At 69.9% G+C, this 26,452-nt stretch carries 25 protein-coding genes; 6 read left to right on the top strand and 19 right to left on the bottom strand.

Annotated features, from left to right (window positions below; genetic code table 11):
• Positions 1 to 35: 35 nt before the first annotated feature.
• The 4 genes from GI374_RS00705 to GI374_RS00720 are packed head-to-tail and all read left to right on the top strand — an operon-like array spanning position 36 to position 6,110.
• Positions 36 to 548 (top strand): 2Fe-2S iron-sulfur cluster-binding protein, encoded by a 513-nt coding sequence (locus GI374_RS00705; protein WP_154335100.1) that lies wholly within the window; start codon positions 36 to 38, stop codon positions 546 to 548.
• Complete coding sequence (locus GI374_RS00710; RefSeq protein WP_154335101.1) at positions 545 to 1,513, top strand: xanthine dehydrogenase family protein subunit M; 969 nt, start codon at positions 545 to 547, stop codon at positions 1,511 to 1,513. Before GI374_RS00705 ends, GI374_RS00710 begins: the two co-directional genes overlap by 4 nt.
• 32 nt (positions 1,514 to 1,545) lie before the next feature.
• A complete protein-coding gene (locus GI374_RS00715; protein ID WP_154335564.1) occupies positions 1,546 to 3,729 on the top strand; it encodes a xanthine dehydrogenase family protein molybdopterin-binding subunit in 2,184 nt (727 codons plus the stop codon).
• Between the two features lie 35 nt (positions 3,730 to 3,764).
• Positions 3,765 to 6,110 (top strand): molybdopterin-dependent oxidoreductase, encoded by a 2,346-nt coding sequence (locus GI374_RS00720; RefSeq protein WP_195759823.1) that lies wholly within the window; start codon positions 3,765 to 3,767, stop codon positions 6,108 to 6,110.
• Here the strand turns inward: GI374_RS00720 and GI374_RS00725 are convergent, their stop codons facing one another.
• From GI374_RS00725 to GI374_RS00770, 10 genes are all read right to left on the bottom strand, one after another.
• The gene (locus GI374_RS00725) at positions 6,111 to 6,872 is read right to left on the bottom strand and encodes an SDR family NAD(P)-dependent oxidoreductase (protein WP_154335102.1); all 762 of its coding nucleotides are present in this window, start codon (positions 6,870 to 6,872) and stop codon (positions 6,111 to 6,113) included.
• Positions 6,869 to 7,699, bottom strand: coding sequence for a PCC domain-containing protein (locus GI374_RS00730; protein WP_229582423.1), 831 nt, complete (start codon positions 7,697 to 7,699; stop codon positions 6,869 to 6,871). Before GI374_RS00730 ends, GI374_RS00725 begins: the two co-directional genes overlap by 4 nt.
• Positions 7,696 to 9,270 (bottom strand): acyl-CoA synthetase, encoded by a 1,575-nt coding sequence (locus GI374_RS00735; protein WP_154335103.1) that lies wholly within the window; start codon positions 9,268 to 9,270, stop codon positions 7,696 to 7,698. Before GI374_RS00735 ends, GI374_RS00730 begins: the two co-directional genes overlap by 4 nt.
• The gene (locus GI374_RS00740; RefSeq protein WP_154335104.1) at positions 9,267 to 10,433 is read right to left on the bottom strand and encodes an acetyl-CoA acetyltransferase; all 1,167 of its coding nucleotides are present in this window, start codon (positions 10,431 to 10,433) and stop codon (positions 9,267 to 9,269) included. Before GI374_RS00740 ends, GI374_RS00735 begins: the two co-directional genes overlap by 4 nt.
• A 52-nt stretch (positions 10,434 to 10,485) precedes the next feature.
• The gene (locus GI374_RS00745; RefSeq protein WP_154335105.1) at positions 10,486 to 11,502 is read right to left on the bottom strand and encodes a TRAP transporter substrate-binding protein; all 1,017 of its coding nucleotides are present in this window, start codon (positions 11,500 to 11,502) and stop codon (positions 10,486 to 10,488) included.
• A 16-nt stretch (positions 11,503 to 11,518) separates the two neighbouring features.
• On the bottom strand, positions 11,519 to 13,381 hold the full coding sequence (locus GI374_RS00750; protein ID WP_154335106.1) for a TRAP transporter large permease subunit: 1,863 nt from the start codon (positions 13,379 to 13,381) through the stop codon (positions 11,519 to 11,521).
• 63 nt (positions 13,382 to 13,444) lie between these two features.
• Positions 13,445 to 14,170 carry an SDR family oxidoreductase gene (locus GI374_RS00755; protein WP_370515073.1) on the bottom strand — a complete coding sequence of 242 codons (726 nt, stop codon included), beginning with the start codon at positions 14,168 to 14,170 and terminating at the stop codon, positions 13,445 to 13,447.
• Positions 14,167 to 14,670: an aromatic-ring-hydroxylating dioxygenase subunit beta gene (locus GI374_RS00760; RefSeq protein ID WP_229582425.1), complete on the bottom strand. Its 504-nt coding sequence runs from the start codon at positions 14,668 to 14,670 to the stop codon at positions 14,167 to 14,169. Before GI374_RS00760 ends, GI374_RS00755 begins: the two co-directional genes overlap by 4 nt.
• Positions 14,667 to 16,028, bottom strand: a complete 1,362-nt coding sequence (locus GI374_RS00765) for an aromatic ring-hydroxylating dioxygenase subunit alpha (protein WP_154335108.1) — start codon at positions 16,026 to 16,028, stop codon at positions 14,667 to 14,669. Before GI374_RS00765 ends, GI374_RS00760 begins: the two co-directional genes overlap by 4 nt.
• Positions 16,029 to 16,046: 18 nt before the next feature.
• Positions 16,047 to 17,003 (bottom strand): PDR/VanB family oxidoreductase, encoded by a 957-nt coding sequence (locus GI374_RS00770; protein ID WP_154335109.1) that lies wholly within the window; start codon positions 17,001 to 17,003, stop codon positions 16,047 to 16,049.
• A gap of 151 nt (positions 17,004 to 17,154) precedes the next feature.
• Here GI374_RS00770 and GI374_RS00775 point away from each other — a divergent pair, with 151 nt between their 5' ends.
• Complete coding sequence (locus GI374_RS00775) at positions 17,155 to 17,673, top strand: MarR family winged helix-turn-helix transcriptional regulator (RefSeq protein WP_154335110.1); 519 nt, start codon at positions 17,155 to 17,157, stop codon at positions 17,671 to 17,673.
• Positions 17,674 to 17,715: 42 nt separating this feature from the next.
• On the opposite strand, the gene GI374_RS00780 is transcribed toward GI374_RS00775, so the two are convergent.
• The 8 genes from GI374_RS00780 to GI374_RS00815 all read right to left on the bottom strand — a co-directional run bounded on the left by GI374_RS00780 (position 17,716) and on the right by GI374_RS00815 (position 25,176).
• Positions 17,716 to 18,912 (bottom strand): 3-hydroxybenzoate 6-monooxygenase, encoded by a 1,197-nt coding sequence (locus GI374_RS00780; RefSeq protein ID WP_154335111.1) that lies wholly within the window; start codon positions 18,910 to 18,912, stop codon positions 17,716 to 17,718.
• A gap of 7 nt (positions 18,913 to 18,919) precedes the next feature.
• On the bottom strand, positions 18,920 to 19,558 hold the full coding sequence (maiA, locus tag GI374_RS00785; protein ID WP_154335112.1) for a maleylacetoacetate isomerase: 639 nt from the start codon (positions 19,556 to 19,558) through the stop codon (positions 18,920 to 18,922).
• Entirely contained in the window at positions 19,558 to 19,761 is a 204-nt protein-coding gene (locus GI374_RS00790; RefSeq protein WP_370515074.1) for a hypothetical protein, read from the bottom strand. The genes maiA and GI374_RS00790 overlap by 1 nt, the downstream gene beginning before the upstream one ends.
• A gap of 142 nt (positions 19,762 to 19,903) precedes the next feature.
• Entirely contained in the window at positions 19,904 to 21,079 is a 1,176-nt protein-coding gene (gene pobA, locus GI374_RS00795; protein WP_154335113.1) for a 4-hydroxybenzoate 3-monooxygenase, read from the bottom strand.
• A 121-nt stretch (positions 21,080 to 21,200) separates the two neighbouring features.
• Entirely contained in the window at positions 21,201 to 22,520 is a 1,320-nt protein-coding gene (locus tag GI374_RS00800; RefSeq protein WP_154335114.1) for a TRAP transporter large permease, read from the bottom strand.
• The gene (locus GI374_RS00805) at positions 22,517 to 23,038 is read right to left on the bottom strand and encodes a TRAP transporter small permease (protein WP_154335115.1); all 522 of its coding nucleotides are present in this window, start codon (positions 23,036 to 23,038) and stop codon (positions 22,517 to 22,519) included. The genes GI374_RS00800 and GI374_RS00805 overlap by 4 nt, the downstream gene beginning before the upstream one ends.
• Before the next feature lie 19 nt (positions 23,039 to 23,057).
• Positions 23,058 to 24,080, bottom strand: coding sequence for a TRAP transporter substrate-binding protein (locus tag GI374_RS00810; RefSeq protein WP_154335116.1), 1,023 nt, complete (start codon positions 24,078 to 24,080; stop codon positions 23,058 to 23,060).
• 112 nt (positions 24,081 to 24,192) lie between these two features.
• Positions 24,193 to 25,176: a DNA topoisomerase IB gene (locus tag GI374_RS00815; protein ID WP_154335117.1), complete on the bottom strand. Its 984-nt coding sequence runs from the start codon at positions 25,174 to 25,176 to the stop codon at positions 24,193 to 24,195.
• Between the two features lie 294 nt (positions 25,177 to 25,470).
• Between GI374_RS00815 and GI374_RS00820 the strand changes: the two genes are divergently transcribed.
• The gene (locus GI374_RS00820; RefSeq protein WP_154335118.1) at positions 25,471 to 25,803 is read left to right on the top strand and encodes a hypothetical protein; all 333 of its coding nucleotides are present in this window, start codon (positions 25,471 to 25,473) and stop codon (positions 25,801 to 25,803) included.
• Positions 25,804 to 25,906: 103 nt separating this feature from the next.
• Here the strand turns inward: GI374_RS00820 and GI374_RS00825 are convergent, their stop codons facing one another.
• Positions 25,907 to 26,362 (bottom strand): BLUF domain-containing protein, encoded by a 456-nt coding sequence (locus GI374_RS00825; protein ID WP_154335119.1) that lies wholly within the window; start codon positions 26,360 to 26,362, stop codon positions 25,907 to 25,909.
• Between the last annotated feature and the right edge of the window lie 90 nt (positions 26,363 to 26,452).

Below are 26,452 nucleotides of genomic sequence, written 5' to 3' on the forward strand. Positions count from 1 at the left end.
GCGTTGTTCCCTGTGGCGGCCAAGGGAGGGGACAGATGCAGCTGAGACTGACGGTGAACGGGACGGAGCATGCGCTCGACCTCTCCGATCCGCGGGTCACGCTGCTCGACCTGCTGCGCTACCGGCTGGGGCTGACGGGCACCAAGAAGGGGTGTGATCACGGGCAATGCGGCGCCTGCACGGTGCTTGTCAACGGGCGGCGGATGAACAGCTGTCTCAGCCTTGCCGCGATGCATGAGGGCGACGAGGTGACGACCGTCGAGGGGATCGGCACGCCCGACAACCTCGCCCCGATGCAAGAGGCCTTCGTGCGCCACGACGGGTTCCAGTGCGGCTACTGCACGCCGGGGCAGATCGTCTCGGCCACCGCCATGCTGAAGGAACTCGCTGCCGGCTGGCCGAGCCAGGTCAGCGGCGATCTGGACGCGGTCGCGCTCAGCGACGACGAGATCCGCGAGCGGATGTCGGGCAATCTCTGCCGCTGTGCGGCCTATCCCAACATCGTGGAGGCGATCCGCGAGGTGGCCGAGCAGGAGGGGCCGGCATGAGGCCCTTCGACTTCCAGCGGGCCTCCGGCGCGGCCGAGGCGATGGACCCCGGCCTGCGCGTGATCGCGGGGGGCACGAACCTGCTCGATCTGATGAAGCACGAGGTCGAGACGCCCGCACGGCTGATCGACGTCAACCATGTCGGGCTTGACGAGGTCAGGCGCGAGGGCGAGGGGCTGCGGATCGGCGCGCTCGTCCGCAACTCGGACCTCGCCGCTCATGAGGCGGTGCGGCGCGACTGGCCGCTGCTGTCGCGGGCGATCCTTGCGGGCGCCTCGGGGCAGATCCGCAACCGCGCCACCACCGGCGGCAACCTGATGCAGCGCACGCGGTGCCCGTATTTCTACGACATCCATGCGCGCTGCAACAAGCGCGAGCCGGGTCAGGGCTGCGACGCCATCGGCGGCTTCACCCGCAGCCACGCGATCCTCGGCGCGTCGGAGGCCTGCATCGCCACCTATCCCGGCGACATGGCTGTGGCGCTGACCGCGCTGGACGCCGTGGTGGAGGTCGAGGGGCAGGGCGGCGCGCGCGAGATCCCGGCGGCCGGCTTCCACCGCCTGCCCGGCGACGACCCCTCCCGCGACAACGATCTGCGGCCCGGCGAGTTCATCACCGGCGTGCGCCTGCCCGCGCCGCTCGGCGGGCGGCAGGTCTATCGCAAGGTGCGCGACCGCCGCTCCTACGCCTTCGCGCTAGTGTCGGTCGCGCTGGCCGTGACGATGGAGGGTGGGCGGATGACCCGTGTCCGCCTCGCCTTCGGCGGGGTGGCGCACAAGCCCTGGCGGGTGCCGGAGGCCGAGGCGCTGCTCGAGGGGCACGCGCCCCACGCGGCGCTCTTCGACCGCGCTGCCGACGCGGTGCTGGAAGGCGCGCGAGGGCAGGGCGACAACGACTTCAAGATCGAGCTTCTGCGCCGCACGCTGGTCGCGACGCTCACTGATGCGACGGGGGACGCGGCATGAGCGATACCGTGCAGGTCGAGCGCCAGCAGAAGATGGACAGCCGCGAGGACACCGATTTCTTCGGCGGCACCGCGCAGGGCGTCCTCTCGACCGCGATGGACCGCCCGGACGGGCCGCAGAAGGTCACGGGCACCGCGACCTATGCCGACGAGGACCACCCGCCGGGCACCGTCTTCGGCTGGCTGGTGCGGGCCACCGTCACGCGCGGCTTCGTCACCGGGCTGAACACCGACGAACTGCGCGCCATGCCCGGCGTGCTGCTGGTCCTCCGCGACGACCGGCTGCTGAGGAACCCCGCGCAGGGGCAGGCGGGCCGCGCGCCGGTTCAGTTCAAGGGCGAGGTCGCCTACAAGGGCCAGCCGATCGCGCTCGTGGTGGCCGAGAGCTTCGAGCAGGCCCGCCACGCCGGGCTGGCGGCGAAGGCCGACTATCTCGACCGCGGCGGCAAGGCGGTGATCTGCCCTGAAGATGCCGAGTTCGAGACGCCGAAGGCCAAGCAGTCCTCCATGGGCGACCTCGACGCCGCCATGACGGCGGCCGCGCACCGGCTCGACGGCGAGTGGACCACGCCCTCGATGAGCCATGTGGCGATGGAGCCGCACAGCGCGGTGGCCTGGTGGGAGGACGGCAAGCTGACGGTCCGCGCCAGCCAGCAGATGCTCAAGCACAATGTCAAGGAACTGGCGGATTCGCTCGGCATCAGCCCGGCGATGGTCCGCATCCTCGCACCCTTCGTTGGTGGCGGCTTCGGCAGCAAGCTGGGGATCAGCCACGAGTCGGTGGCGGCCGCCATCGCGGCGCGAAAGCTGGGCCGACCCGTCGCCGTGCCGCTGCACCGCCGTCAGGTCTGCGAGACGACCACGCGGCGCAGCGAGAGCCGGCAGCGCGTGCGCCTCTGCTGCGACAGGGACGGGGTGCTGACCGGGGTTGGACACGAGGTCTGGGTCTCGAACCTTCCCGGCGAGACCTTTTCGGAGCCCGTCACCCAGTCCACCCCCTTCACCTATCGCGGCGAGAACCGCGAGATCGCCCACCATGTCGGCCGGCTGAACATCACCTGCGCGGGCTCCATGCGGGCGCCGGGCGAGGCGATCGGGGTGCCGGTGACGGAGGCCGCGATCGACGAGCTGGCCGAGATGGCGGGGATCGACCCCATCGAGTTCCGGTTGCGGAACATCCCCGAGGAGGACCCCTCGAAGGAGATCCCCTACAGCTCCAACCGCCTGGCCGACTGCCTGCGCCGGGGCGCCGAGCTTTTCGGCTGGTCCGAGCGCAAGCCCGCGGGCACGCGGCGCGAGGGCGAGTGGCTCATCGGCATGGGCATGGCGACCGCGGTGCGCGTCAACATGCTGCAGGAGAGCGAGGCCAGGGTCGTGCTGCTGCCCGACGGCAGCGCCCGGGTCGAGACCGACATGACCGACATCGGCACCGGCAGCTACTCGATCCTGACGCAGATCGCGGCGGAGGCGCTCGGCCTGCCTGCCGACCGCGTGACCACGGTGCTGGGCGACAGCGACCTGCCGCCCGCGGCCGGCTCGGGCGGCTCCTTCGGCGCGGCATCCTCGGGCAGTTCGGTGACGCTCGCCGCGCAGGCGGTGCGCGAGGAGCTGGCGAAACGCATGGGCGCCGACCCCGGCGAGCTGACACTGAAGGACGGCCACGCCATCGCCGGCAACACGCGGCGCAGCCTGCCCGACCTGCTCGGCGGCGAGGCCATCGAGGGCAAGGGCACGATCAAGCCCGGCAGCAACGCCAGGTCGGTGCGTCAGGCAAGCTGGGGGGCGCAGTTCGCGGAGGTCGCGGTCAGCGCGGTCACCGGCGAGGTGCAGGTGCGGCGCATGGCGGCCGTCTTTGCCGCCGGGCGGGTGCTGAACCCCAAGACCGCGCGCTCGCAATGCATCGGCGGCATGGTCTTCGGGATCGGCTCGGCCCTGACCGAGGAATCGCATTACGACCGGCGCGACGGCAGCTTCGTCAACCGCGACCTCGCCGAGTACAAGATCCCCGCCAATCTCGACGTGCCGAAGATCGAGATCGAGTTCCTGGAGGACCGCGACGCCTGGGCCAACCCCATGCAGGCCAAGGGGATCGGCGAGGTGGCGGTCTGCGGCACCGCGGGCGCGATCCTGAACGCGATTGCCAACGCCACGGGGGTGCGGTTCCGTCATCTTCCGGTTACGCTGGACAAGGTGATCGCCGCCCTGCCGCGCCCCTGAGGGCTGCCGAGGCGGTCCGACAGGGAGGCCTGCCCGTGAACATCGCCCAACTCGACGCCCGCGCGGCGGCCGATTCGCTGCCCGCGCCGCGGCATCCGCAGGTGGTGACGCATTGGGGCCTCTACCGGGCGGTGATGGAGGAAGGCCGGGCCGTGGGGGTGCGGCCGTTCGACGGCGACGTCGCCCCCTCGGCTATCGGGTTGGATTTGATCGCCGACCGCCTCGCGCCCGCGCGCATCACGGCCCCGGCGGTGCGGCAGTCGTTCCTCGAAGGGCGGCGCGGCGGCTTGCGGGGGGCCGAGCCGTTCGTGGAGGTGGGTTGGGACACCGCACTCGACCTCGCGGCCGGGGAACTGGACCGGGTGCGCCGCGAGCATGGCAACGGCGCCATCTATGGCGGCTCCTACGGCTGGGGCAGCGCCGGGCGCTTCCACCACGCGCAGAGCCAGCTGCACCGCTTCCTTAACTGCATCGGCGGCTACGTCGCCTCGCGCCAGAACTACAGCTTCGCGGCGGGCGACGTGATCCTGCCGCATGTGATCGGCTCGTCGGACGGCCTCGCCACGCATCACACGCCCTGGCGACTGATCGCGGGCGAGGCGGAACTGGTCCTCTGCTTCGGCGGGTTGCCGGAACGGAACGCGCAGGTGAGTTCCGGTGGCATGGCGCGGCACGAGGCGGCTCCGGCGCTCGCGGGCATCCGCGCGGCGGGCGGGCGGTTCGTGAACATATCGCCGATCCGCGACGACATGGGCGAGGCGCTCGGAGCCGAGTGGCTGGCGATCCGGCCCGGCAGCGACACGGCGCTGATGCTGGCGCTCGCGCATGTGCTGATCGCTGAGGGGCGGGTGGACCGCGCCTTCCTTGCGCGCTGCACGACCGGCTTCGACCGGCTCGAGGCCTACATCATGGGCGGCGACGAGCCGCGCAGCCCCGAATGGGCCGAGCCGCTCACCGGCATCCCCGCCGCCCGCATCCGCGATCTCGCGCGCGAGATGGCATCCTCGCGGACCTTCATCACCGCCGCCTGGTCGCTGCAACGCGCGCGGCATGGTGAGCAGCCCTACTGGATGGCCGTGGCGCTCGCCGCGATGCTGGGCGGGATCGGGCTGCCGGGGCAGGGCTTCGGCTTCGGCTACATGTCGTCGGGCGGCATCGGCCAGCCGCGGCCGCAGCTCCGCTGGCCCTCGCTGCCGCAGGGGCGGAACCTCGTCGCGGACTTCATCCCGGTGGCGCGGATCGCCGACATGCTGCTGCATCCCGGCGAGCCCTATGACTACGACGGCGAGCGGCGGGCCTATCCCGACATCCGCCTCGTCTACTGGTGCGGCGGCAACCCCTTCCACCACCACCAGGACCTGCACCGGCTGCGGCAGGCGTGGTCGCGGCCCGAATGCGTGATCGTGCAGGACAGCTGGTGGACCGCGAGTGCGCGCCACGCCGACATCGTGCTGCCCGCCTCGACCTTCCTCGAGCGCAACGACATCGCCGCCTCCGGCCGCGAGTCCTTCATCGCCGCCTCGCACAAGCTCTTCGATGCGCCGGAAGGGGTGCGCGACGATTTCGACATCTTCCGCGGCCTCGCCGTGCGACTCGGCGCGGAGCCGGGCTTCAGCGAGGGGCTGGACGAGGCCGCCTGGGTGCGGCGCCTCTACGACGAGGCGCGGGCGCGGGTCGCGGCCATCGGCCAGTCGCTGCCGGAGTTCGACGCGTTCTGGACCGGCGAGGGGCTTGTGGAACTGACCGTGCCGGAGGCCGACGACCCGTCGCTGCTGGCCGGGTTCCGCGCCGACCCGGAGGCGCATCCGCTCGGCACCCCCTCGGGCCTGATCGAGCTTGCCTCGGAGCGGATCGCAAGCTTCGGCTATGACGACTGCCGCGGCCATCCGGTCTGGCTGGAGCCGGAGGAATGGCTCGGCGCCCCCTTGGCCGCGCGTTTCCCGCTGCACCTGCTCTCGAACCAGCCCACGCGGACGCTGCACGCGCAGTGGGACCACGGGCGGCATGCGCGCGCCGACCGGCCCGGCGGGCGGCCGCCGGTGCGGCTGCATCCCGACGATGCCGCCGCGCGGGGGATCGCCGAGGGCGATCTGGTGCGGGTGTTCAACGAGCGTGGCACGGCGCTCGCCTCGGCCCGGCTCTCGGATGCGCTGCGGCCCGGCGTGGTGCAGATGACCACCGGGCCGTGGTTCGACCCGGAAGGTCCGGAGGCAATCGGCGGGATCGACCGCAACGGCAACCCGAACACGCTGACCCCCGACCGCGCCACCTCGCGGCTATCGCAGGCGCCGGGGCCGAACAGTTGTCTGGTGGATGTGGCGCGCTTTGAGGGTGCCGCGCCGGACGTCCGGGTCTATGAACCCCCGGTGATCCTGCGCTGACTACGCGTCCGCCTCGCGGCGCAGCGCGGGGAGGCCAACGCCCGCGGCCTCGAAGCCGCCGTCCACAGCCAGCGTCTGGCCGGTGATAAAGCTTGCCGCCTCCGAGCACAGGAACACGATCGCCTCGGCGATCTCGCGCGCCTCGCCGTAGCGGTTGAGCGGGATCGCGTCGTAATAAGCGGCTATGATCTCGGGCGCGTGGACCGCCATCGCGAGCTTGGTGCGGACCGGGCCGGGGGCGACGCAGTTCACGCGAATGCCGTGCTCGCCCAGTTCGACCGCGTGCTGCTTGGTCAGGTGGATCACGGCGGCCTTGGAGGTGCCGTAGGCCACCCGCAGCGTCGAGGCCCGCAGCCCCGAGATCGAGGCGATGTTGACGATCGCGCCCTTGGTCTCGCTCAGCGCCGGGATCAGCGCCTGGGTGCAGAGGAACACGCCGTCGAGATTCGTCTCCATCACCTCGCGCCACTGCTCGAACGCGGTCTGCCCGACCCGCGAAAACAGCGCCACGCCCGCATTGTTCACGAGCGCGTCGATGCGGCCGAAGCGGGTGGTCGCCTCGGCCACCATGCGCTCCACCTGCTCGGGGATGGAGACATCCGCGACCACCGGCAGCACGCTCTGCCGCTCGCCCGAGGCGAGGCCCAGTTCGTCGCCGTCGCGGTCCACCATCACGACCTGCCAGCCGCGTTCAAGGAAGATGTCGGTCGCGGCGAGGCCGATGCCGCGCGCGGCGCCGGTGACGAGGGCGGTCTTGGTCATGGGGCCTCTACGGGTTCGATCAGGAGTTCGAGGGTGACGCCGACCGGATTGCCGCCGCGCGCGAGGATGCCTGCGGCGATGCGGCCGTCGATGTCCACGACCTCGATTGGCAGATGCGCGCGGCCGCCGGTCACGCGGGCGTCGCGGAACATGAGTTCGGTCGCGTGGCAGTCCATGCGGCTGCCGTCCGCAAAGCGGATGTGGTCGATGGAGCCGACGCCGTGGATGCGGGCGTCGAAGATGCCGTGGGCGGCGCACAGGGTTTCGATGCCCGCGGTCACGTCCTCGCCGGGCAGGATGCGGGCGATCAGACCGGAGGCAGGCGCGCCGCCCTGCGGCTGAAAGAGGGTGAAGGCGGTTTCCTCGTCCGGCAGGGCCTCGAACCATGCGTCTCGCGCGCCAAGACCCGTGACGGGTGCATCCTCGGTCAGCACGGAATCGAGCGGCAGCAGGTGGCCCATGCGCACCTCGCCGCGCCCCTGCCAGATGCCGTGGCAATGCAGGAAACTCGCGCCCTCCTTCTGGCCCACGACGGCCGTAGCGCGGAGGATCGTAGCGCGGCCGAGTTCGTGCGTCTCGCTATACCACGCGCCATGCACCCCGTCGGTCGCATGCGCGGGCAGCACATAGCGCAGCGGCGCGCAGCCGACCCGGTCGAGCGACACCATGCCGCCCTTGCAACCGGCGGCCTCGAACAGCGCCGCCACCCCCTCCATCACCGTCCGTCGGGCCGGCAGCGTGCCCGCCACCGGCACGAGCCGCGTCCGCCGCGCCTGCACCCGCTCGGCCGCGCGCGGCCCCGGATGGATCATCCTCAACCCGCTCATGCGTCCTCTGCAAGCCCGCGAGCCATGATCTCGTCGCGGATCATCTTCTTGGTGATCTTGCCATAGGCCGATTTCGGCAGCCCCTCCCAGATGAGGAACCGCCGCGGCAGCTTGTAGCGCGACAGCTTGCCGTCGAGGAACGCGGCTATGGCCGCCTCGTCCAGCCGCGCGCCGTGGCGGGGCACGCAGACCGCCCAGCCGACCTCGCCCCAGATACGGTCGGGCATGCCCAGTACCGCGACCTCGGCCACGTCCGGGTGCGTGAGGATCTTCTCCTCGATCTCGCGCGGATAGACGTTGGAGCCGCCAGAGATGAACATGTCCGACTGCCGCCCCGTGATGTAGACGAAACCCTCCGCGTCCATGTGGCCGAGGTCGCCGGTGCGGAACCAGCCGTCGCGGAAGCTCTTGGCGTTGGCGTCCGGGTTCTGCCAGTAGCCGGCGAAGACGGCGGCGCCGATGACGCAGATCTCGCCGGTTTCGCCGGGGGCGAGTTCGCGGCCGGTGTCGTCCTGGATCTGGACCTCGACGCCGGTGCGGGGATAGCCGCAGGTGCCGATGCGGGCGCGCTCGCCGTCCTCGGGTTCGTGCAGCCACGGCGGCAGGACGGTGATGTTGCCGGTCACTTCGCCGAGGCCGAAATACTGGACCAGCACCGGGCCGAGCGTGGCAAGCGCGCGCTTCTGGTCCTCGCGATACATGGGCGAGCCCGCGTAGATCACGTAGCGCAGCGAGGAGGTGTCAGCGCGCGCAGCCGAGGGATGCTCGACCAGCAGTTTCAGGATCGTCGGCACCGTGAACATGGTCGAGACGCGCCATTCCTCGACCAGCCGCCACACGGTCTCCACGTCGAACTTGTCGGACGGCATCAGCACTGTCTTCACGCCGCGCGCCACCTGCGTGAGCTGATGCACCCCCGCGCCATGCGAGAGCGGCGCCACGACCAGCGAGGCGTCCTCGGGCGTCAGGCCAGGCATCAGGTCGGCGAGGTGGTTCGTCACCACGAAGGCCATCTGCCCATGCGTCAGGACCGAGGCCTTGGGCCGCCCGGTGGTGCCGGAGGTGAAGAAGAACCAGCAGGGATCGTCGCGGTCCACCGCCGCGACCTCCGGGCGGCGGCCCATGAAGTCGTCGGTCAGGGCCTCGACGGATGGGCCGAAGGCGGATTCGCCGAAGGACAGGGTGAACTCGACGCCCGGGCAGGCGGCGGCGTGGTCGGGGAAGGCGGCGTTGCAGACCATGCCGCGCGCGCCGGAGGCCTCGGCCTGATAGGCCACCTCCTCCGGCGTCTGGCGGAAGTTCGCGGGCACCCAGACGCCGCCCGCGCGCCAGACGGCGAACATCGCCTGCATCATCTCCATGCAGTTCTGCGACTGGCAGAGGACGCGGTCGCCTTTCGTGAGCCCGAACCGCTCCTGCAAGGCCGCGGCGAGGGCGTCGGTGCGGGCCTCGAACTCGGCCCAGGTCCAGCGACGCTCGCCCATGACGAGGGCGATGTCGTCCGGCAGCCGGCGGGCGGACTGCGTGAGGAACGTGGCAAGGTTCATCACCCGCGTGGAGACCGGCGTCATTTCACGCGCTCGAGGATCGAGCAGTAGTTGGCCACCGCCGCCCCGCCCATGTTGAACACGCCCGCGAGCTTCGCGTCCGGCACCTGCATCGCGCCCGCCTCGCCCGCAAGCTGCATCGCCGCCATGACGTGCTGGCTGACGCCGGTCGCGCCGATCGGGTGGCCGCGCGACTTCAGCCCGCCCGAGGGGTTCACCGGCAGCTGGCCGTCCATGCGCGTGGTGCCCTCGCGCACGACCTTCCAGCCCTCGCCGGGGGCGGCGAGGCCCATCGCCTCGTATTCGATCATCTCGGCGATGGTGAAGCAGTCGTGGGTCTCCACGAGGTCGAGGTCCATGATGCCGACCCCCGCCTGCGAGAGCGCATCGGCCCAGGCGCGGTGCGCGCCCTCGAAGGCGATCGGGTCGCGGCGGGATAGCGCCAGCATGTCCCCCGCCTGCGCCCGGGCGCGGAAGCGGATCGCGCGGGCGAGGCCAGCGGCGGTCTCCGCATCGGCCAGCACGATCGCCGCCGCGCCGTCCGAGATCAGCGAGCAGTCGGTGCGCCTGAGCGGCCCGGCCACGCGGGGGTTCTTGTCGGAGGGCGTGTTGCAGAACTCGACCGAGAAATCCTTCTGCATGTGGGCGTAGGGGTTGCGGGTGCCGTTCGCGTGGTTCTTGGCGGCGATCATGGCGAGCTCCTCGGAGCGGTCGCCGTATCGCTGGAAATAGGTGTTGGCGATCTGGCCGAAGACGCCCGCGAAGCCGCCCTCGCCCGCCTCCTCGGGGACGTAGCTGGCGGCCAGAAGGATGTCGCCGACCTCGGCCACCGGGGTCGCGGTCATCTTCTCGGCCCCGATCACGAGCGCGACCTTGCCGCGGCCCGAAGCGATGAAGTCGGCGGCCGCGTAGAGCGCGGCCGAGCCGGTGGCGCAGGCGTTCTCAGTCCGCATGAAGGGCACGCCCGTAAGCTCCGGCGTCCCCATCGCCACTAATGCGCCCTGAAAATCCTGACGCGCGAAGCCGTTGTTCCAGACGCCGACGAAGATGCCGTCCACGTCGCCCGCAGCCAGGCCCGAATGGTCGAGCGCCGGGGTGGCGACCTCGGCCATCAGCGCCATGGTGTCGGGCGCTTCGGACTTGCCGAAGCGGGTATGCGCCCAGCCGACGATCAGGGGCTCGGTCATGGCTTCTCTCCTTGAATGGGGGGCCGCGGCGTCACCGCGGCCCCGTCGGGCATCAGGCGAGCGGACGGCCCACAGCGGCCTCGAGGATCGCCCAGGCCTCGTCGCCATAGTTCTTCTTCCACTCGGCATAGAAGCCCACGTCGCGCAGCTTCTGCTCGAAGGGCACGGGATCGACCTCGTTGAAGACAAAGCCCTCGGCCTCAAGGTCGTCCCGCAGCGTCTGGTTCATCGCCATGACGTCGGCCCGCTGGTTCATGCCGGCCTCGTTGAAATGCTTCGCGACGATCTCCTGCAGGTCCTCGGGCAGCGCCTGCCATGCGCGGCGGTTGCCGAGCAGCCAGAAGCCGTCCCACATGTGGTTGGTCATCGAGGCGAACTCCTGCACCTCCCACAGCTTCGCGGTCTGCATGATCGCCAGTGGGTTCTCCTGCCCGTCCACGACGCCGGTCTGCAGCGCCGAATAGACCTCGGCGAAGTTGATCGAGGTGGGGGCCGCGCCGAAGGCGGTGAACATCGAGGTCCAGAGGGGCGAGACGGGCACGCGGATCTTGAAGCCCTCGAAATCCTCCGGCGTCACGATCGGCCGGGTCGAGGAGGTCGTCTGGCGGAAGCCGTTGTCCCAGATCCTGTCCATCACCACGAGGCCGGCCTTCTCGATCTCGCTGCGCTCGTAGGCGCCCAGATCGCCGTCCATCGCGCTCCAGACGGTATCGTAGTCGGGGAAGGCGAAGCCCACGCCGTTGATCGAGGCGTTCGGGACCAGGGTCGAAAGAATGATCGGCGAGAGCAGGAAGAACTCCACGCCGCCCGCGCGAAGCTGGCTCAGCACGTCCGTATCGGCGCCCAGTTGGTTCGAGGGGAACACCTGCACATCTACCCTTCCGCCCGATTCCTCGGCGATGGCCGCCACCGCCTCGGCCGCGCGAATGTTGGTCGGATGCGTCATCGGCTGGTTGTTGGCCAGCTTCATCGTGAACTCGGCCGCGCGGGCGGCACCCGGACGGATGAAGGGCGCGGCGAGGGCGCCGGCGGCGGCCCCCATCAGGATCGTGCGGCGGTTCAGGATCATGGCTCTGGTTTCCTCCTTAGAGCAGTGCGGTCGAGATGGCGGGCACCGCGGCGATCACCGCGAGGCCGACGAGAAGGGCGGCGATATAGGGCCAGATGCGGCCCATGACGGCGTCGGGCTCGGCGCCGCCGATCTTGCAGGCGATGTAGAAGCCGATGCCGATCGGCGGCGCCATGAGGCCGATGTTCATCGCGGTGACGACGACCATCGCGTAATGGACGTCGTGGATGCCGAGGTTCCTCGCCAGCGGGAACATGATCGGCGCCAGCAGCACGATCGCGGGCAGCCCCTCGAGGATGCAGCCGAGGATCAGGAAGATCAGGATCGAGACGCCCATGAACCCCAGCCAGCCGCCCGGCATGGAGCTGACGAGGGTCATCAGCTCGCGCGCGAAGCCCGACTGCGTCAGCGCCCAGGCCATGGCGGAGGCGAAGCCGAGGATCAGCAGGATCGCTCCCGACATGGCGGCGGTGGCGACCAGCATCGGCATCAGCCGCCGCGGCGGGATGCCGCCGTAGAGGATCACGCCGATCACGAAGGCATAGACGACCGCGATGGCCGAGACCTCGGTCGCGGTGGCGACGCCGCCGCCGACGAGGCCGCGGATCATGAAGGGCAGGACCAGCGCCGGGGTGGCGATCACCGCCGCGCGCAGCACGTCGCCCCAAGTGGCGCGGCGCACGCCGCGCATGTCCTCGCGCCGCGCCTTCCAGCGGGCGAGGGCCGCGAGCGAGACCAGCAGCACGATGGCGATGGCGAAGCCCGAGGTGAACAGCCCCGCGATGGACACGCCCGCGACCGAGCCGAGCACGATCAGCACGATCGATGGCGGCACCGTGTCGGCCATCGCGGCGCCCGTGGCGAGCAGCGCCGTCATCTCGGGCGTGGAATGGCCACGCCGCTTCATCTCGGGGAACAGCGCCGGGGCGACGGTCGCCATGTCCGAGACCTTGGAACCGGAAATGCCGGAGACGAGGAACAGCGAGCCGAGCAGCACATAGCTCATCCCCGCCTTCACATGCCCGAGCAGCGAGCCGAGGAAGCCGACAATGGCACGGCCCATGCCGGTCTCGTCGAGGATCACGCCGAGCAGCACGAAGATCGGAACGGAGAGCAAGATCAGCGACGACATGCCCTCGTCGATGCGGCCGATCATCACGAAGACCGGCGCGGTCGTGGCCAGTGTCAGGTAGCTGAGCGTGCCGAGGCCGAAGCAGAAGGCGATGGGTACGCCCACGGCGAGGAAGGCCGCGACCAGCAGGACGAGGAAGATCGGCAGGTTCCAGAGGCCGAGCGAGGCGAAGAGGGGCTGGCCGAGCCAGGGGAGGCCGATGCCTGCCGCGACCGTCAGCCCCGCCGGGACAAGCATCTTCCGGTCGCCGTCGCGCAGGATGGAGAGCAGCGTCAGCAGCGCCATCAGCGCGATGCCGACCGGCAGCGCGGCGGCGCGGACGGTCATCGGCAGCCCGAGCGCAGCGGAGGTGACGTAGCTCTCCTCCCAGGCGTAGGAGACCGCGACCGGCAGCAGGCGCAGCAGCAGCACCGCCACCGCAATGCGGCCGACGAGTTCGAGGAAGGCGCGGGGACGCTCGGGGATCAGCGGCAGCACGATCGTCAAGCGCAGGTGCTCGTGGCGGTCCACGGCGAGGGCCGCGCCCAGCATTGCCATCCAGATGAAGCTGATGGAGGCGACCTCGTCGCCCCAGATCAGCGGCTTGGTCAGCACATAGCGGAAGAAGACGTTGGCGAGGATCGTGACCATCATCACGAGGAAGAGGCCCGCCGCCAGCAACTCGACCGGGCGCATCCAGCCTTCCGCCCGCTGCGGCGCGGCCTCGATCTCGAGGCCGCCGACGGCCAGCACGCTCTCGTCGGTCATCCGATCCTCCGTCCCCTGCGGCAGCTTACGCAGCGGCGGGGCGGATTCCACGATTTTCGCGCTTCAGATCGGCACCGCGCCGATACTCGCCCCACCGCAGATGTATAGGGTCTGGCCCGTCACGAATCCCGCGCCGGGATCGGCGAAGAACATGAAGGCGCGGGTGATGTCCTCGACCGTGCCGAGTCGGCCGACCGGCAGCCGAGACGCGAGGTCCTCCTGCTGCGGGCTGTCCTTCGGCACGATGCCCCAGAAATTGTCGGTCAGGACCGGCCCCGGCGCGATCACGTTGACCGTGATGCCGTGCGGCGCGAGCTCGAGCGCCCAGGTCCGCGCCATGCCCGCGATCCCCGCCTTGGTGGCGCTGTAGGCGGTGCGGGTCTTCGCGCCGAGCGCCGCGCGGGAGGAGTTGAAGAGGACGCGCCCGAAGCCGCGCGCCTTCATCGCCGGCAGGACAGCCTGCGTTAGCACCAGGGGCGCTGCGAGGTGAAGCTGCGTCAGCGTGGCGAGGTCCTCGGGCCGGGCGTCTTCGATCAGGTTCGGCAGGATCATCCCGGCGTTGTGCACGATATGCGTCACGTCGCCCCGCGCCGTCAGCGCCGCCGCCGCCTCCGCCACCGCTGCGGGGTCGGTCAGGTCGGCCTCCAGATGCCCGATCCGCGCATCCTCTGGCGCGCGGCGGGCGATGGAGACGACCTGCCAACCCTGATCCGCCATCGCCGCCGCGATCCCGGCGCCAATGCCCTTGTTGCCGCCGGTGATGATGGCGGTGAAGCCGCCCGCGCTCACGGCAGAAGCTGGATGTTGCCGAAGGCGGCGTCGGAGTTCAGCAGGTCCACCCGCTTCAGCGCCATCTTCCAGCGGCCGTCCTGCCGCACGAGGTCATGCGTGACCGTCACCGCCAGCAAGAACTGCTCGTCGAGCCGCGTCTCGACATAATGCATCTGCGTCACGACCTTGGCCCGGTCCTCGCCCAGTTCCAGCACGCGGGGGCGGTTCAGGACGTGGTGGCAGCGGCTCTTGGGCTTCTGGCTGAAGGTCCGGGCCCCGTTCAACCGCTCGACCCGCAGGCGCAGCATGAACTGGTCCTCGTGCAGCAGCGAGGTCTCGTGGACCGCGTCCTGCTGCTTCCAGTCGAGCGGCATCCAGTAGATGCCCTCGGGCGTCCACAGGTCCAGCCATTCGGTAAAGCGGCCATCGTCGAGCAGCCAGGCCTCGTCATGGACGAAATCGGCGATCTCCTGCGCGGCGGTTCCGCGGGTCGCCTCGGCGGTCATCACGTCATTCATTCCGCCGCCTCCGGGCGCTGCATGGCGGCCGCGCCGCTCTGGTTCTCGCCCCACAGCATGAACTTGCGCCAGGCGTGGAACTGGTTGCGCATCTGCCGCTCGGTGGTGCCGTTCAGCACCGCCTCCTCCTCGAGGTTCTCGCCGTCCTCGTAGAGCCGCTGGACGTTCACCCATTCGAGGCCGTCCGAGGCCATCCCCTCCTGCGCGCGCTCATACATCTCGAGGTCGTCATGGCCGACCATCGAGGTGGGCGCGTTGATCATGCGGTTGTACATCGCCGTCCGCGCGACCAGCTCGTCGGGCGCCCCGGCGAGGCGGAAGATCCAGCTCTCGACCAGCGTCCGGTCGGCCGCCAGCGGGATGAAGTTCCGCAGCTGCTGGATCGGGCCTTTTATCATGATGTTCGGAAAATAGACGGTGTTGTGCCGGTTCTCGCCAAGGATCGTCTTGGCCCTCTCCTCGCCATGCGTCGCGGACAGCGCCTCGAAATAGCCCGGCACGGCCGAGTAGTCGGAATGGATCGAGTGATGCACCCCGGTATGGCCGTGGCCGTTCGGCCAGGTGCGGATGCCCATGTTCTCGAAGAACTCGTAGGGCGACATGAAGGGCGCGATGATCTCCATCGCAGGGGGCTTCGGCGCGCCCTCGGGCTTCTCCATCTCCTCCCAGATCTTCACCGCCGTCCCGGCGCTCGACTCATGCGCGACCATCGGGTGGCAGGTGTCGGTCTGGTTCTCGACCAGCATCTTCCAGTTGCACTTGTGCATGTAGCGCAAGGGCTGGCCAGAGACGATGAGCCGCCCCTCGGGCGAGCGGTCGACCATGTTGTCGAAGCTCGACAGGCTGCCGCCGAAATACTCGTGGAAGCCGATCCCGTCCTCCGCCAGCCGCGCAAAGACGAAGCCGCGGTAGTTCTCGACCGCGCCGACCGAGGCCATGCCGCCCGCAGCCTCGGACTGGTCGAAGCCGGTGCCCTCGTAGCCCTTCTTCAGCGGGATCGCGAGCAGGCAGCCGTCGGTCTTGAAGGACCAGGCGTGATAGGGGCAGCGGAAGAACTTGCCGGTGTTGCCGCTGCGGTCGATGACGATCTTGGTGCCCTTGTGCGGGCAGCGGTTGTGCAGGACCTTCACTTCGTTGTCGACATGGCGGACCATGATGACCGGCTGATCGCCGACCTGGGTGGTGTAGTAATCGCCCTTGTTCGGCACCTGGCTGTCATGGCCGACATAGACCCAGGTGTTGCGGAACAGGTGCCTCATCTCGAGGCGGTAGATGTCCTGCGAGGTGTAGAGGTCGCGATGCACGGCTTGGGGCCTCATCAGCGGGTCGATCCGTTCGGCGAGCGACATGGCGGTCATGGTCACGTCCCTTTCGGTTTACAGGTCCAGCTTCAGGCGGGGCGTCAGCGCGCGGCTGACGCAGATCTGCATGACGTCGCCGGCCGCGCGCTCGGCCTCGCTGAGGACCACGTCGCGGTGGTCGGGCACCCCCTCCAGCACGGTGGTCTGGCAGATGCCGCAATCGCCGCGCTGACAGTCGAACATGACGTCGTGCCCGGCTTCCTCCAGCACCTCGATGATGGTGCGGCCGGGGGGCACGGTCAGGACCTCGCCGGTGGAGGCCAGCTCGACCTCGAAGGGCTGGTCGCCGGCCTGCTCGGTCGGGTTCTCGAAGAGTTCGGAATGGATACGGTCGGAGGTGAAGCCACGCGCCTCGGCGGCGGCGCGGACCGCTTGGATCATGGGCTTGGGGCCGCAGACATAGACGTGGTCGGCGGCTCCGCTGTCCGCCAGCACCGCCGCCACGTCGAGAAAGCGGCCCGCCTGATCGTCGAGATGCAGGTCGAGCGCCGCGCCATGCCGCGCCGTCAGCGCCTCGGCATAGGCCGCGGCGGCATGGGTGCGGGCTGCGTAGTGGAGGCGGTACGGGCGACCCGATTCGGCCAGCGTCACGGCCATGGACAGGATCGGCGTGATGCCGATGCCGCCCGCGATGAGGATCGCCCGGCCGGGATGCTCTGCCAGCGGAAAGTCGTTCTTCGGCCCCTCGGCCGTCACCCGGTGGCCGGGCTGGAGCGCGTGCATGTGGCGCGAGCCGCCCTTGCCCTCGGCCTCGTAGAGCACGGCGAGCGTGTAGGAGTCGGGCGCCCCGGCGCGGCCGTCGGCATCGACCAGCGAATAGGCGTTGCTGCGCCCGTCAGGCAGGTCGATCCGCAGATGCGCGCCCGCGGTGAACGGCGGCAGCGGCGCCCCGTCCGCGGCCCGCAGCACCAGCTGGCGCACGCCCTGCGCGACCTCTGCCGCGGCCTCGACCGTCAGGTTCAGCTTCGTCATGCGCGTCCTCCCTCCCGAAGCATGAATTATCATGGACCGGGCTGTCAATCTTCCGGCTGGAAAGGGTGCGTTTTCATATTTCCAGTTGCGCAGGGCAGGCGCGGGCTGTCAGCTTGCGGAAAGGACGACCTGTCCGAGGAGGCGGCGCCGGATGACTGCTCCCCTTGACCCGAACAAGCCCGCCGCCGGGCAGGAGTTCCTCCCCGATTACCTGCTGTTCCTGCTGGCCACGGCGAGCGCCGCCGCGAGCGAGGGCTTTCACGCCCGGGCCCGGCAGGCCGGGCTGCGGGTGCCCGAATGGCGCGTGCTGGGCAGCCTGCACGATCAGGACGGGCAGATGATCACCCGCCTCGCGCAGCTCTCGCTGATGGAGCAGTCACGGCTGACGCGGGTGGTCGAGCGCATGGTGGACCGCGGGCTGGTGATTCGTCAGGGCGACGCGGGCGACCGCCGCCGGGTCCGTGTCTGGATGACCGACGAGGGCAGGGCCCTCGCGCGGCGCGTGGTGGCCGAGGCGCGGAGCCATGAGGCGGGGCTGATCGCGCTGCTGGGCGAGGCCGAGGGGCGGCAGCTCAAGGACTTGCTCAAGCGGCTGCACCATCTCGCGAGCGAAGCCGAGGGCAGCGCCCCGCACCCGGCCCTCGGCCCGGCGGTCGCGGAAGACGCCTGACCGTCCGGCTGCAGTTAACATTTCCCCAAGAGACGCGGCCGCTCAGACGGTGAAGCGCCCCTGGTCTCCAGTCGAGCCGTAGAGCCAGGCGATAGTGTCGAACCAGTCCTCGTCCGACTTCGCCTTCATCACCGCGTTCCGCAGCGCCGCATGGCCGCCGGCGGGGTGGTAGACATGGTTGCCGAGCTCGCGCGAGGTCAGCTGCACCCGCGCCGTCCGCAGCATCCGCCGCGACTGGTAGTCCGGCAGCGCGCGGTCGATCTCGCCTCCCGCCGCCTCCATCGCCGCGGCGAGCGCCACCGCGTCCTCCATCGCCATGCAGGCGCCCTGAGCGAGATATTGCAGCATCGGATGCGCCGCGTCGCCCAGCAGCGCCACCCGGCCGTCGAGCCAGTTCGTCACCGGCTCGCGGTCGCAGAGCACCCAGAGCTTCCAGTCGCGGCCGCGGTCGATGATCTGACGGGCGACCGGGCTCACATGCTCGAAGCCGCGGCGGACCTCGTCATGGCTGACGGGGAGGCCCGCGACCGGCTCGGGCGCGTCGTTGTGATAGGTGACGACGAGATTGAACATCTTCCAGCCCTTCAGCGGGTAATGGACGATGTGGCATTTCGGCCCGGCCCAGAGGGTGGCGGCATTCCAGCGCAGATCCTCGGGCATGTCGTCGGTCGGGATCACGCTGCGGTAGGTCGTGTGGCCCGAGACCCGCGGCGGCCCGTCGCCGACGACGCGGGCACGGACCTTCGACCAGAGGCCGTCCGCGCCGATCAGCGCGGCCCCCGCGACCCGGCTGCCGTCGCCAAGGATCGCCGTGACGCGGCTGCTGTCCTGATCGTAGCCCACTACCTCGGCGGAGGTCCGCAGCTCCACCAGCGGGCTCGCCTCGCAGGCGCGCAGGAAAGTGCCGTGGAGGTCGCCGCGGTGGATCACGGCATAGGGGTTGCCGAAGCGGGCGCGGAACGGCTCGCCCAGGGGGATGCGGGTGATCTCGTCACCGCTCAGCGCGTCCATCAGGCGCAGGCTGTCGATATAGACCGCCAGCTCGCGCGCCCGGTCGCCGACGCCGAGATAATCGAAGGCGTGAAAGGCATTGGGACCAAGCTGGATGCCCGCCCCGATCTCGCCCATCCGCGGCGCCTTCTCGAGCACGGCGGAGCGATAACCCTTCTGCGCCAGCCCTATCGCGGCGGCGAGGCCGCCGATGCCGCCGCCGGCGATCAGGATCGGTTGCTGGCTCATCGGGCCCTCACACGGCGTCGGGCTGGCGCGACGGCGCGGCCTCGGCAAAGGCCGGCAGTGCCTCGCAGGCGGCCCGGATCGCGTTGAGGCGCGGGAAGGGCCCGGTGTCGAGGCCGAAGCGGTCGGCCGAGGCCATTTGCGGCACGAGGCAGATATCCGCGAGGCCGGGGGTGTCGCCGAAGGCAAAGGCGCCGCCATGGGTCTGCCGTGCCGCGATCGCCTCGCAGGCGGTCAGGCCGTCGCCGATCCAGCGATGCGTCCAGGCGGTGACGGCGTCCTCGTCCTGCCCCAGGTTCTCGCGCAAATACCTAAGCACACGCAGGTTCTGCAGCGGGTGGACCTCGCAGGCGATGATCTGCGCGAAGGCGCGGACATGGGCGCGGGCGATGGCTCCCGCGGGCAGCAGCGGCGGCGCGGGATGCGTCTCGTCCAGCCACTCGATGATGGCGAGCGATTGGGTCAGCACCTCGCCCTCGGTCTCGAGCGCCGGGACGAGGCCCTGCGGGTTCAGCGCGAGATAGCCCGGCGCCCGCTGCGCGGCTTCGCGGAGCGGCACGAAGACGGTCTCGGGCGCGATGCCCTTGAGGTTGAACGCGATCCGGCAGCGCCAGGCGGCGGAGGAGCGGAAATAGCCGTGGAACCGCATCACCCGGCCGCCCCAAGCGTCAGTTCGAGCGCGGACTTGGTGAAGTAGAACGGCGCCTCGCGGTCCACCTCGAAACCCATTTCGGCGGCGTGGGCGGCGTAGTTGCGGCCGACGCAGAAGACCCGGCGGACGGGGAAGCGGGCGGCTTCGCCCTCGACCGCGAGGGTCGGCCATTCGGGGGCGGGGAACAGCAGGTCGGTCAAGCGACGGTCCTTTCGTCTTCAGGCGCGGGCGGCGCGGCGCGCCTCCCGCGTGTGGCGCGGTCCAGAGGGGACCGGCGGGAAGCGGGGCGGCGTCGGGCGCGGGCATCGCCGATGGCAAGGGCGGGGGCGAGCCGCATTCCGGTCAATACGGCAGCCCGACGTAATTCTCGGCCAGCGATTCCTGCAAAGCAGGCGAGCCGAGGAGATAGTCCAGCTCCGCCGCCTGGATCTTCGCCGCGAACGGCCCGTCATCGGGAAAGCTGTGCAGCAGCGAGGTCATCCACCAGCTGAACCGCTCGGCCTTCCAGACCCGGCGCAGGCAGTCGGCGGAATAGCTCTCGATCCCCGCCATGTCGCCCCCGAGGCAGGCGGCGGCAAGCGCGCGATGCGCGTAGAACACGTCCGAGGCGGCGAGGTTCAGCCCCTTGGCCCCGGTCGGCGGCACGATATGCGCGGCGTCACCGCAGAGGAGCAGGCGGTGCCAGCGCATCGGCTCGGCCACGTAGCTGCGCAGGGGCGCGATCGATTTCTCGATCGAGGGGCCGGTCTCCAGCCGCGCCGCGATCTGGGGCGGCAGGCGGCGGGCGAGTTCGGCCCAGAAACGCTCGTCCGGCCATTCATAGAGATGCTCGGCCAGCGAGCATTGCAGGTAGTAGCGGCTGCGGGTGGTGGACCGCTGGCTGCAGAGCGCGAAGCCGCGGTCGTGGTGCATGTAGATCAGTTCGGACGAGACCGGGGGCGTGTCGGACAGCAGGCCCAGCCAGCCAAAGGGATAGACCCGCTCATACTCGCGCAGGGTGCCCTCGGGGATCGAGGCGCGGCTGATGCCGTGGAAGCCGTCGCAGCCGGCGATCCAGTCGCAGTCGAGCGCGCGGGGGTGGCCATCCTCGACCCAGGTCACGCGGGGGCGGGTGCTGTCGATGTCGCGCAGCGCCACGTCCTGGGCCTCATGGATCACGCGGCCGCCACGGGCCTCGCGCGCCGCCATCAGGTCGCGCGTGACCTCGGTCTGGCCGTAGACGACGACGCTCGCGCCGGTCAGCGCCTTCAGGTCGATGCGCTGCAGGCGGTCGTTCCAGCCGATCTCGATGCCGTCATGGACCAGCCCCTCGCGGTCCAGCCGCTCCGCCACCCCGGCCTCGCGCAGCAGGCGGACCATCCCCTCCTCCAGCACGCCGGCGCGGACCCGGCCGAGGACATAGTCGCGGCTGCGACGCTCCAGCACCACGGTGTCGATGCCCGCAAGGTCCAGCAGTTGCGACAGCAGCAGCCCCGAGGGACCGGCGCCGATGATCGCGACCTGGGTGCGCTCGGCCATCAGCGCTGCCGGATCACGGTGACGGGGCAATGCGCGCGGCGCATGACCTTCTGGGCCGCACGGGCGCAGCCCTTTCCGCGGTCGGCGAAGGGAAAGCGGATGTGGGGGAGCACGGCGGCCCTCAGTTCAGCAGCCGCACCAGCCCGAGGCTGATGGCCGGGAAGGCGACCAGCAGGGCGATGCGGATGATGTCGGAGATCAGGAACGGGATCACGCCGCGGAAGCTCTCGATCATCGGCGTGTCCTTCGCCATCGCGTTGATGACGAAGACGTTCATCCCCACCGGGGGGGTGATGAGCCCGACCTCCACCACCACCACGGCGAGAATGCCGAACCAGATCATCGTCTCCTCACGGCTCATGCCGAAGTCGAGGCCGGCGATGATCGGGTAGAAGATCGGGATCGTCAGCAACAGCATCGACATGCTGTCCATGACGCAGCCGAGCGCAAGGTAGAGCAGCAGGATCGCCAGCAGGACGAGCATCGGCGAGAGGCCCGATCCCACGATCGCGCTGGCCGCGATGCTGGGCGCCTGCGTGAGCGCGAGGAAGGCGTTGAAGGTATCGGCCCCGAGCAGGATCACGAAGATCATGCCGCTCGTGCGCGCCGTGCCCATCAGGCACTCCACGAAGCCGCCCCAGCGCATCCCGCCCTTGATGACGGCGAGCAGGAAGGCCCCGAATGCGCCGACCGACGCGCCCTCGGTGGGCGTGAACCAGCCGCGATACATGCCGACGATCACGACGAGGAAGATTGCGGCAATGGCCCAGGTCTCGCGCAGCGCGGTCAGGCGCCCGGACCAGCCGACGCGCGGCCCGGCGGGACCGGCGGCGGGGTCGAAGCGCACGAAGACGGCGACGGCCAGCATGTAGCCGGCGGCGGCGAGGACGCCCGGCACCATGGCCGCGACGAACATCTTGGCGATGTTCTGCTCGGCCATGAGCGCGTAGAGGACGAGGATCACCGAGGGCGGGATCAGGATGCCCAGCGTGCCGCCCGCGGCCAGCGCGCCGGTGGCGAGGCGGCCGGAATAGCCGTAGCGCCGCATCTCGGGCAGGGCGACCTGGCCCATCGTCGCGGCGGTGGCCAGCGAACTGCCGCAGATCGCCCCGAAGGCCGCGCAGCCGCCGATCGAGGCCATCGCCATGCCGCCGCGCCGATGCCCCAGGAAGGCCGCCGCCGCCCGGAACAGCGCCCGGCTGAGGCCCGCATGGGTCGCGAACTCGCCCATCAGCACGAAGAGCGGGATCACCGACAGCGAATAGGTCGAGAACTGGTAGTAGGGGGCGGTCTTCCAGTAGGCCAGCAGCGGCATCAGCCCGTTGAGCGAGATGTAACCCACGAGGCCGGTGGCGATCATCGCGATCCCGATCGGGATGCGGAATGCCATCAGCGCCAGCAGCGCCGCGAAGCCGGTCAGGCCGGCCGCCATCCCGCTCATCGGAACGCCTCGCGCAGATGGCCGGTCATGGTCCAGAGGCAGGTGACGCAGAGCAGCGCCAGCGACGGCAGGATCACCACGAAGCCCCACCAGAGTGGCAGGCGCAGGATCATCGAGCTTTCCCCGTAGCTGTAGAACTCGGCTGCGCCGACCGAGAGACGCCAGGTCAGCAGCGCGGCGATGACCAGCCAGATGAGGTCGCCGACGGCTTCCAGCAGGTGGTTGGTGCGCGGGCTGGCGCGCATGGTGAAGAAGTCCACCAGCACGTTCCCGGCCCTGAGTTGGCACAAGGGAAGGAAGGCGAAGATGGCGACCGCGCTGGCCATCTCGACCATCTCGAAATCGCCCGGCAGCGGGGCGCCGAACAGCGTCCGGCGGGTCACGCTGATGACGGTCATCAGCATCATGCCGACGAGGACCAGCCCGCCGGCGGTGGCGATGAGGCGGCAGGCCGCCTCGAGCCAGCGGGGCGCGCGGAGGGCGGTCCCGGTCTCGGTGTTCAGTTCCGCGTCGGCCATGCTCGGCGCGTGCCGTCCCTTACTGCGCCTGATGCGCGGCGATCATGTCGCGCGCGTCCTGCAGCATCGCGGCGCCGTCATGGCCGGCCTTGTCCATCGCCGCGACCCAGGCGTCGGTGACGGGCTGGCTCGCGTCCTTCCACGGCTGCAGATCGGCCTCCGGGATCACGATCACCTCGGCCCCGGCGTCGATCGCGTCCTGGCGGATGTCGGCCTCGATCTGGTCGTAAACCGCGGCCGCCTTCCGGGCCAGCACGGTGCCGGAATTGTCGTCGATCACCTGCTTCAGGTCGTCGGGCAGCGAATCGAATTTCGCCTGATTCATCACCAGCGCAAAGACCGAGGTGTACATGCCATGCGGACCGTCGAACTCGGTATGGTAGGGCGTGATCTCGGACAGGCGCAGCGAGGGCGTGACCTCCCACGGGACCAGCGCGCCGTCGATCACGCCGGTCGTCAGCGCCTGCGGCAGCTCGGGCACCGGCATGCCCACGGCCGTTGCGCCGAGCGCGTTGAGCGTGTCGGTCATGGTACGCGACGGGGCGCGGATCTTCATGCCAGCGAGATCCGCAAGGCCCGTCACCGGATGCGTCTTGAGATGGAACTTGCCCGGCGCCGGGACGTGCAGCAGCAACGGCTTCACCTCGCCCAGCTCGTCGGCGAGATACTTCGCCTGGAAATCCTGGAGCGCCATGTTGGTGGCGGCGGCGTTCGAGGCGACGAAGGGCAGCTCGAACACCTCGGCGACAGGGAAGCGGCCGGGGGTGTAGCCCAGAAGCGTCCAAGCGATGTCCACGACGCCGTCGCGGGCCTGGTCGTAGAGCTGCGGCGGCTTGCCGCCGAGCTGCATGGAGGGGAAGATCTGCACGTCGATCCGGCCGCCCGACTGCTCCTCCACCGCCGCGGCCCAGGGCTCCATGATCTGGGTCTGGACCGGCGCGGTCGGCGCGAGGAAATGGTGCAGCCTCAGCGTGACCTCCTGCGCCGAGGCGGCGCCGGAGGTGAGGAGGGCGGCTGCGGCCGCGGCGATCAGTGTCTTCATCATGCTCTCCCCGAATCCCCCCGCGGCACGGCATCGCATGCCGCGCTTGCGCCCAATGGGTGGCATGGCCGGGGGCGTCCGGGCAAGCGCTCTGTGTTGAAAAGGCGAGGCGTTATTCCGCGCGGGGGAGAAAGGCGAGCAGTTCCGGCTCGCCCGGTTTCAGTCCCGGCCGGGGGCTCGCGTGGATGGCGGCCAGCTGTGAGCGGCGCAGGCCGTCGTCGAGCTTCGACAGCGCGAGAACGGCCGGATGGATGTAGCTGTTGCGGCTGATCGTCGGGGTGTTGTGCAGCCGGTCGGCCGCGGCCTGCGAGAGGCCCTTGATGGTCAGGATCTCGGCCTCGCGCGCGTACTGGAAGGCGGCATGGGTGCCGTTCCAAGTGCGGAAGGTCTTGGCCGAGTGACCCTCGCCGCAGACGGCGCGGATGGCGTCGTTGACCTCCTCGGAGGTCACGGCGCAGGGGGTGCCGTCCTCGTCGAGCCAGGTGAAGAGGTCCGCGCCCGGCAGGTCGCCCAGCTGGTGCAGCACGCGGGCCAGCTTGCGGCCCGTCAGCCGCTGCGAGACCTGCTTGCCCCCCTTGGCCGGGAAGGCGAGCGTGACCTCGCCTTTGCCGAGCGTCAGGTGGCCGGTCTGCAGCGTGGTCGCGCCGAAGGAGCCGTTCTCGGCCGCGTATTCCGGGTTGCCGACGCGGATCGAACTGGCGTCGATCAGCGCCAGCACCGCGCCGACCGCAAAACCGTGGTCCCCCGCCTCGCGGCGCAGGCGCGAATCGATCCAGCGGCGCAGGCCGGGGAGGGACTCGCCGAAGGCGGCGAGGCTGGCGTATTTCTTCTCCGACCGGGTGCGGGTCCAGTCGGTGTGATAGCGATACTGCTTGCGGCCCCTGGCGTCGCGGCCGGTGGCCTGCAGGTGGCCATTGGCATGGGGCGAGATCCAGACGCGCTTGTAGGCCGGCGGAATGCCGATCGAGTCGATCCGCAGCCGCACCTCGGGGTCGCGGATCAGCGCGCCGTCGATGTCGAAATAGGCATAGCCGCGGCCCGAGCGGCGGCGGGTGAAGCCGGGGCGGGAATCGGGGTAGAAGCGCAGCCGCGGCATGTTTGTTGCCTCCGCCCGCGTTGTCAGGGCCTCCGCTAACGCTGGGTTGTGACCCCGCGGTTCCCACGGGAGCGGCCGCTAACGATCAACGTCCGTTTAGTCCGATCGCGACGTGAACAGTTTCCCAATAGTCTCGGCGAGAGCTCCTCGGGGTGGCTCGTCAAGTCTGCTGGATATCGAGCTTGGAGGGCCAGGTTGACCATCATCGCGAAGATTCTGCTGCTCGGCGCAGTGTGATCAATGGCCGCGTGCTCTGGCACCATGCAGGGTGTGGTCCGAGGTTCCGGACAGCCGGTGCAGTTCAGTTATGAACAGGGCACGGACAGCGTTACGCTGACCGCCGTCATCGACGGCGAGACATTCAACGGCAAGGCCGTGATGCGTGGTGCGAGCACCACTTGGGCTACTGGCTTTGGCACTGCCACAGCCGGATCGACGGTTGCATCGGCAGTGACAACAATCAGTGGGGTCGGCACGACAGGGGATTTTGTCGCCGTCCTAATCGGCTCGCGCGGGTCGTCGCTTTCGTGCCAACTCCAATACGCCGATTCGAGCGGCTTCACTACAAGTGGCGGCGTCGGCGTCTGCCAGCACAGCGACGGAAGGGTGATCGATATCGTCTGGTGATGCGCCGCGGCGAGCTCGGGACCGGGCGCGGGAACTGGTTGGCTGATCCGGGAGGCCGATCCTATGGCGACGGGGTACGGAACTTCGGACGACAATCCGGTGCTCAGCGCGCCGCCGCGCCGCTTGCATATTCGAGGAACGCGCCCACGGCCTGCGCCTCGCGGCGGCCCTTCAGCGACAGGCCCGAGCGCGCCGCCCAGTCATGCAGCGAGCGTTTCGCGCCGTCATTGAATCCCATCGCCCAGCGGCTGAAGCGACGGTTCGGGATCGGGCCGAGGTGCAGCGGCGTCACCCCCTCGTGGCGCGGGTCGTTCTGGATCGCGTGCCAGACCTGGGCCACGGCCTCGGCCTCGCCCTCGATATACTGGTAGAAGACCCCGTCCTCGTGATGGATGAAGCCGGTCAGATGCCGCTCGCGGTTCCGGGCCGCAAAGCGGTCGAGCGCGCCGCTTTCCAGCAGCCAGGTGCCGAGCGGGGTCGCCACGCTGCGGTAGAGGACCGACCTCAGACCGGACGATGCGCCGAAGATCAGGCGCTGCGGATTGAAGGTCGCGTTCATCTCGTTTCCTGCGATGGTCTTGCTGTTGCCCGTATTTCGAGCTTCTCACAGCAACCCCTAACCGACAATGAACGCCGCCGCACAAATCCT

This window comes from Paracoccus sp. S-4012 (assembly GCF_009674885.1).
Lineage (GTDB): Bacteria > Pseudomonadota > Alphaproteobacteria > Rhodobacterales > Rhodobacteraceae > Paracoccus.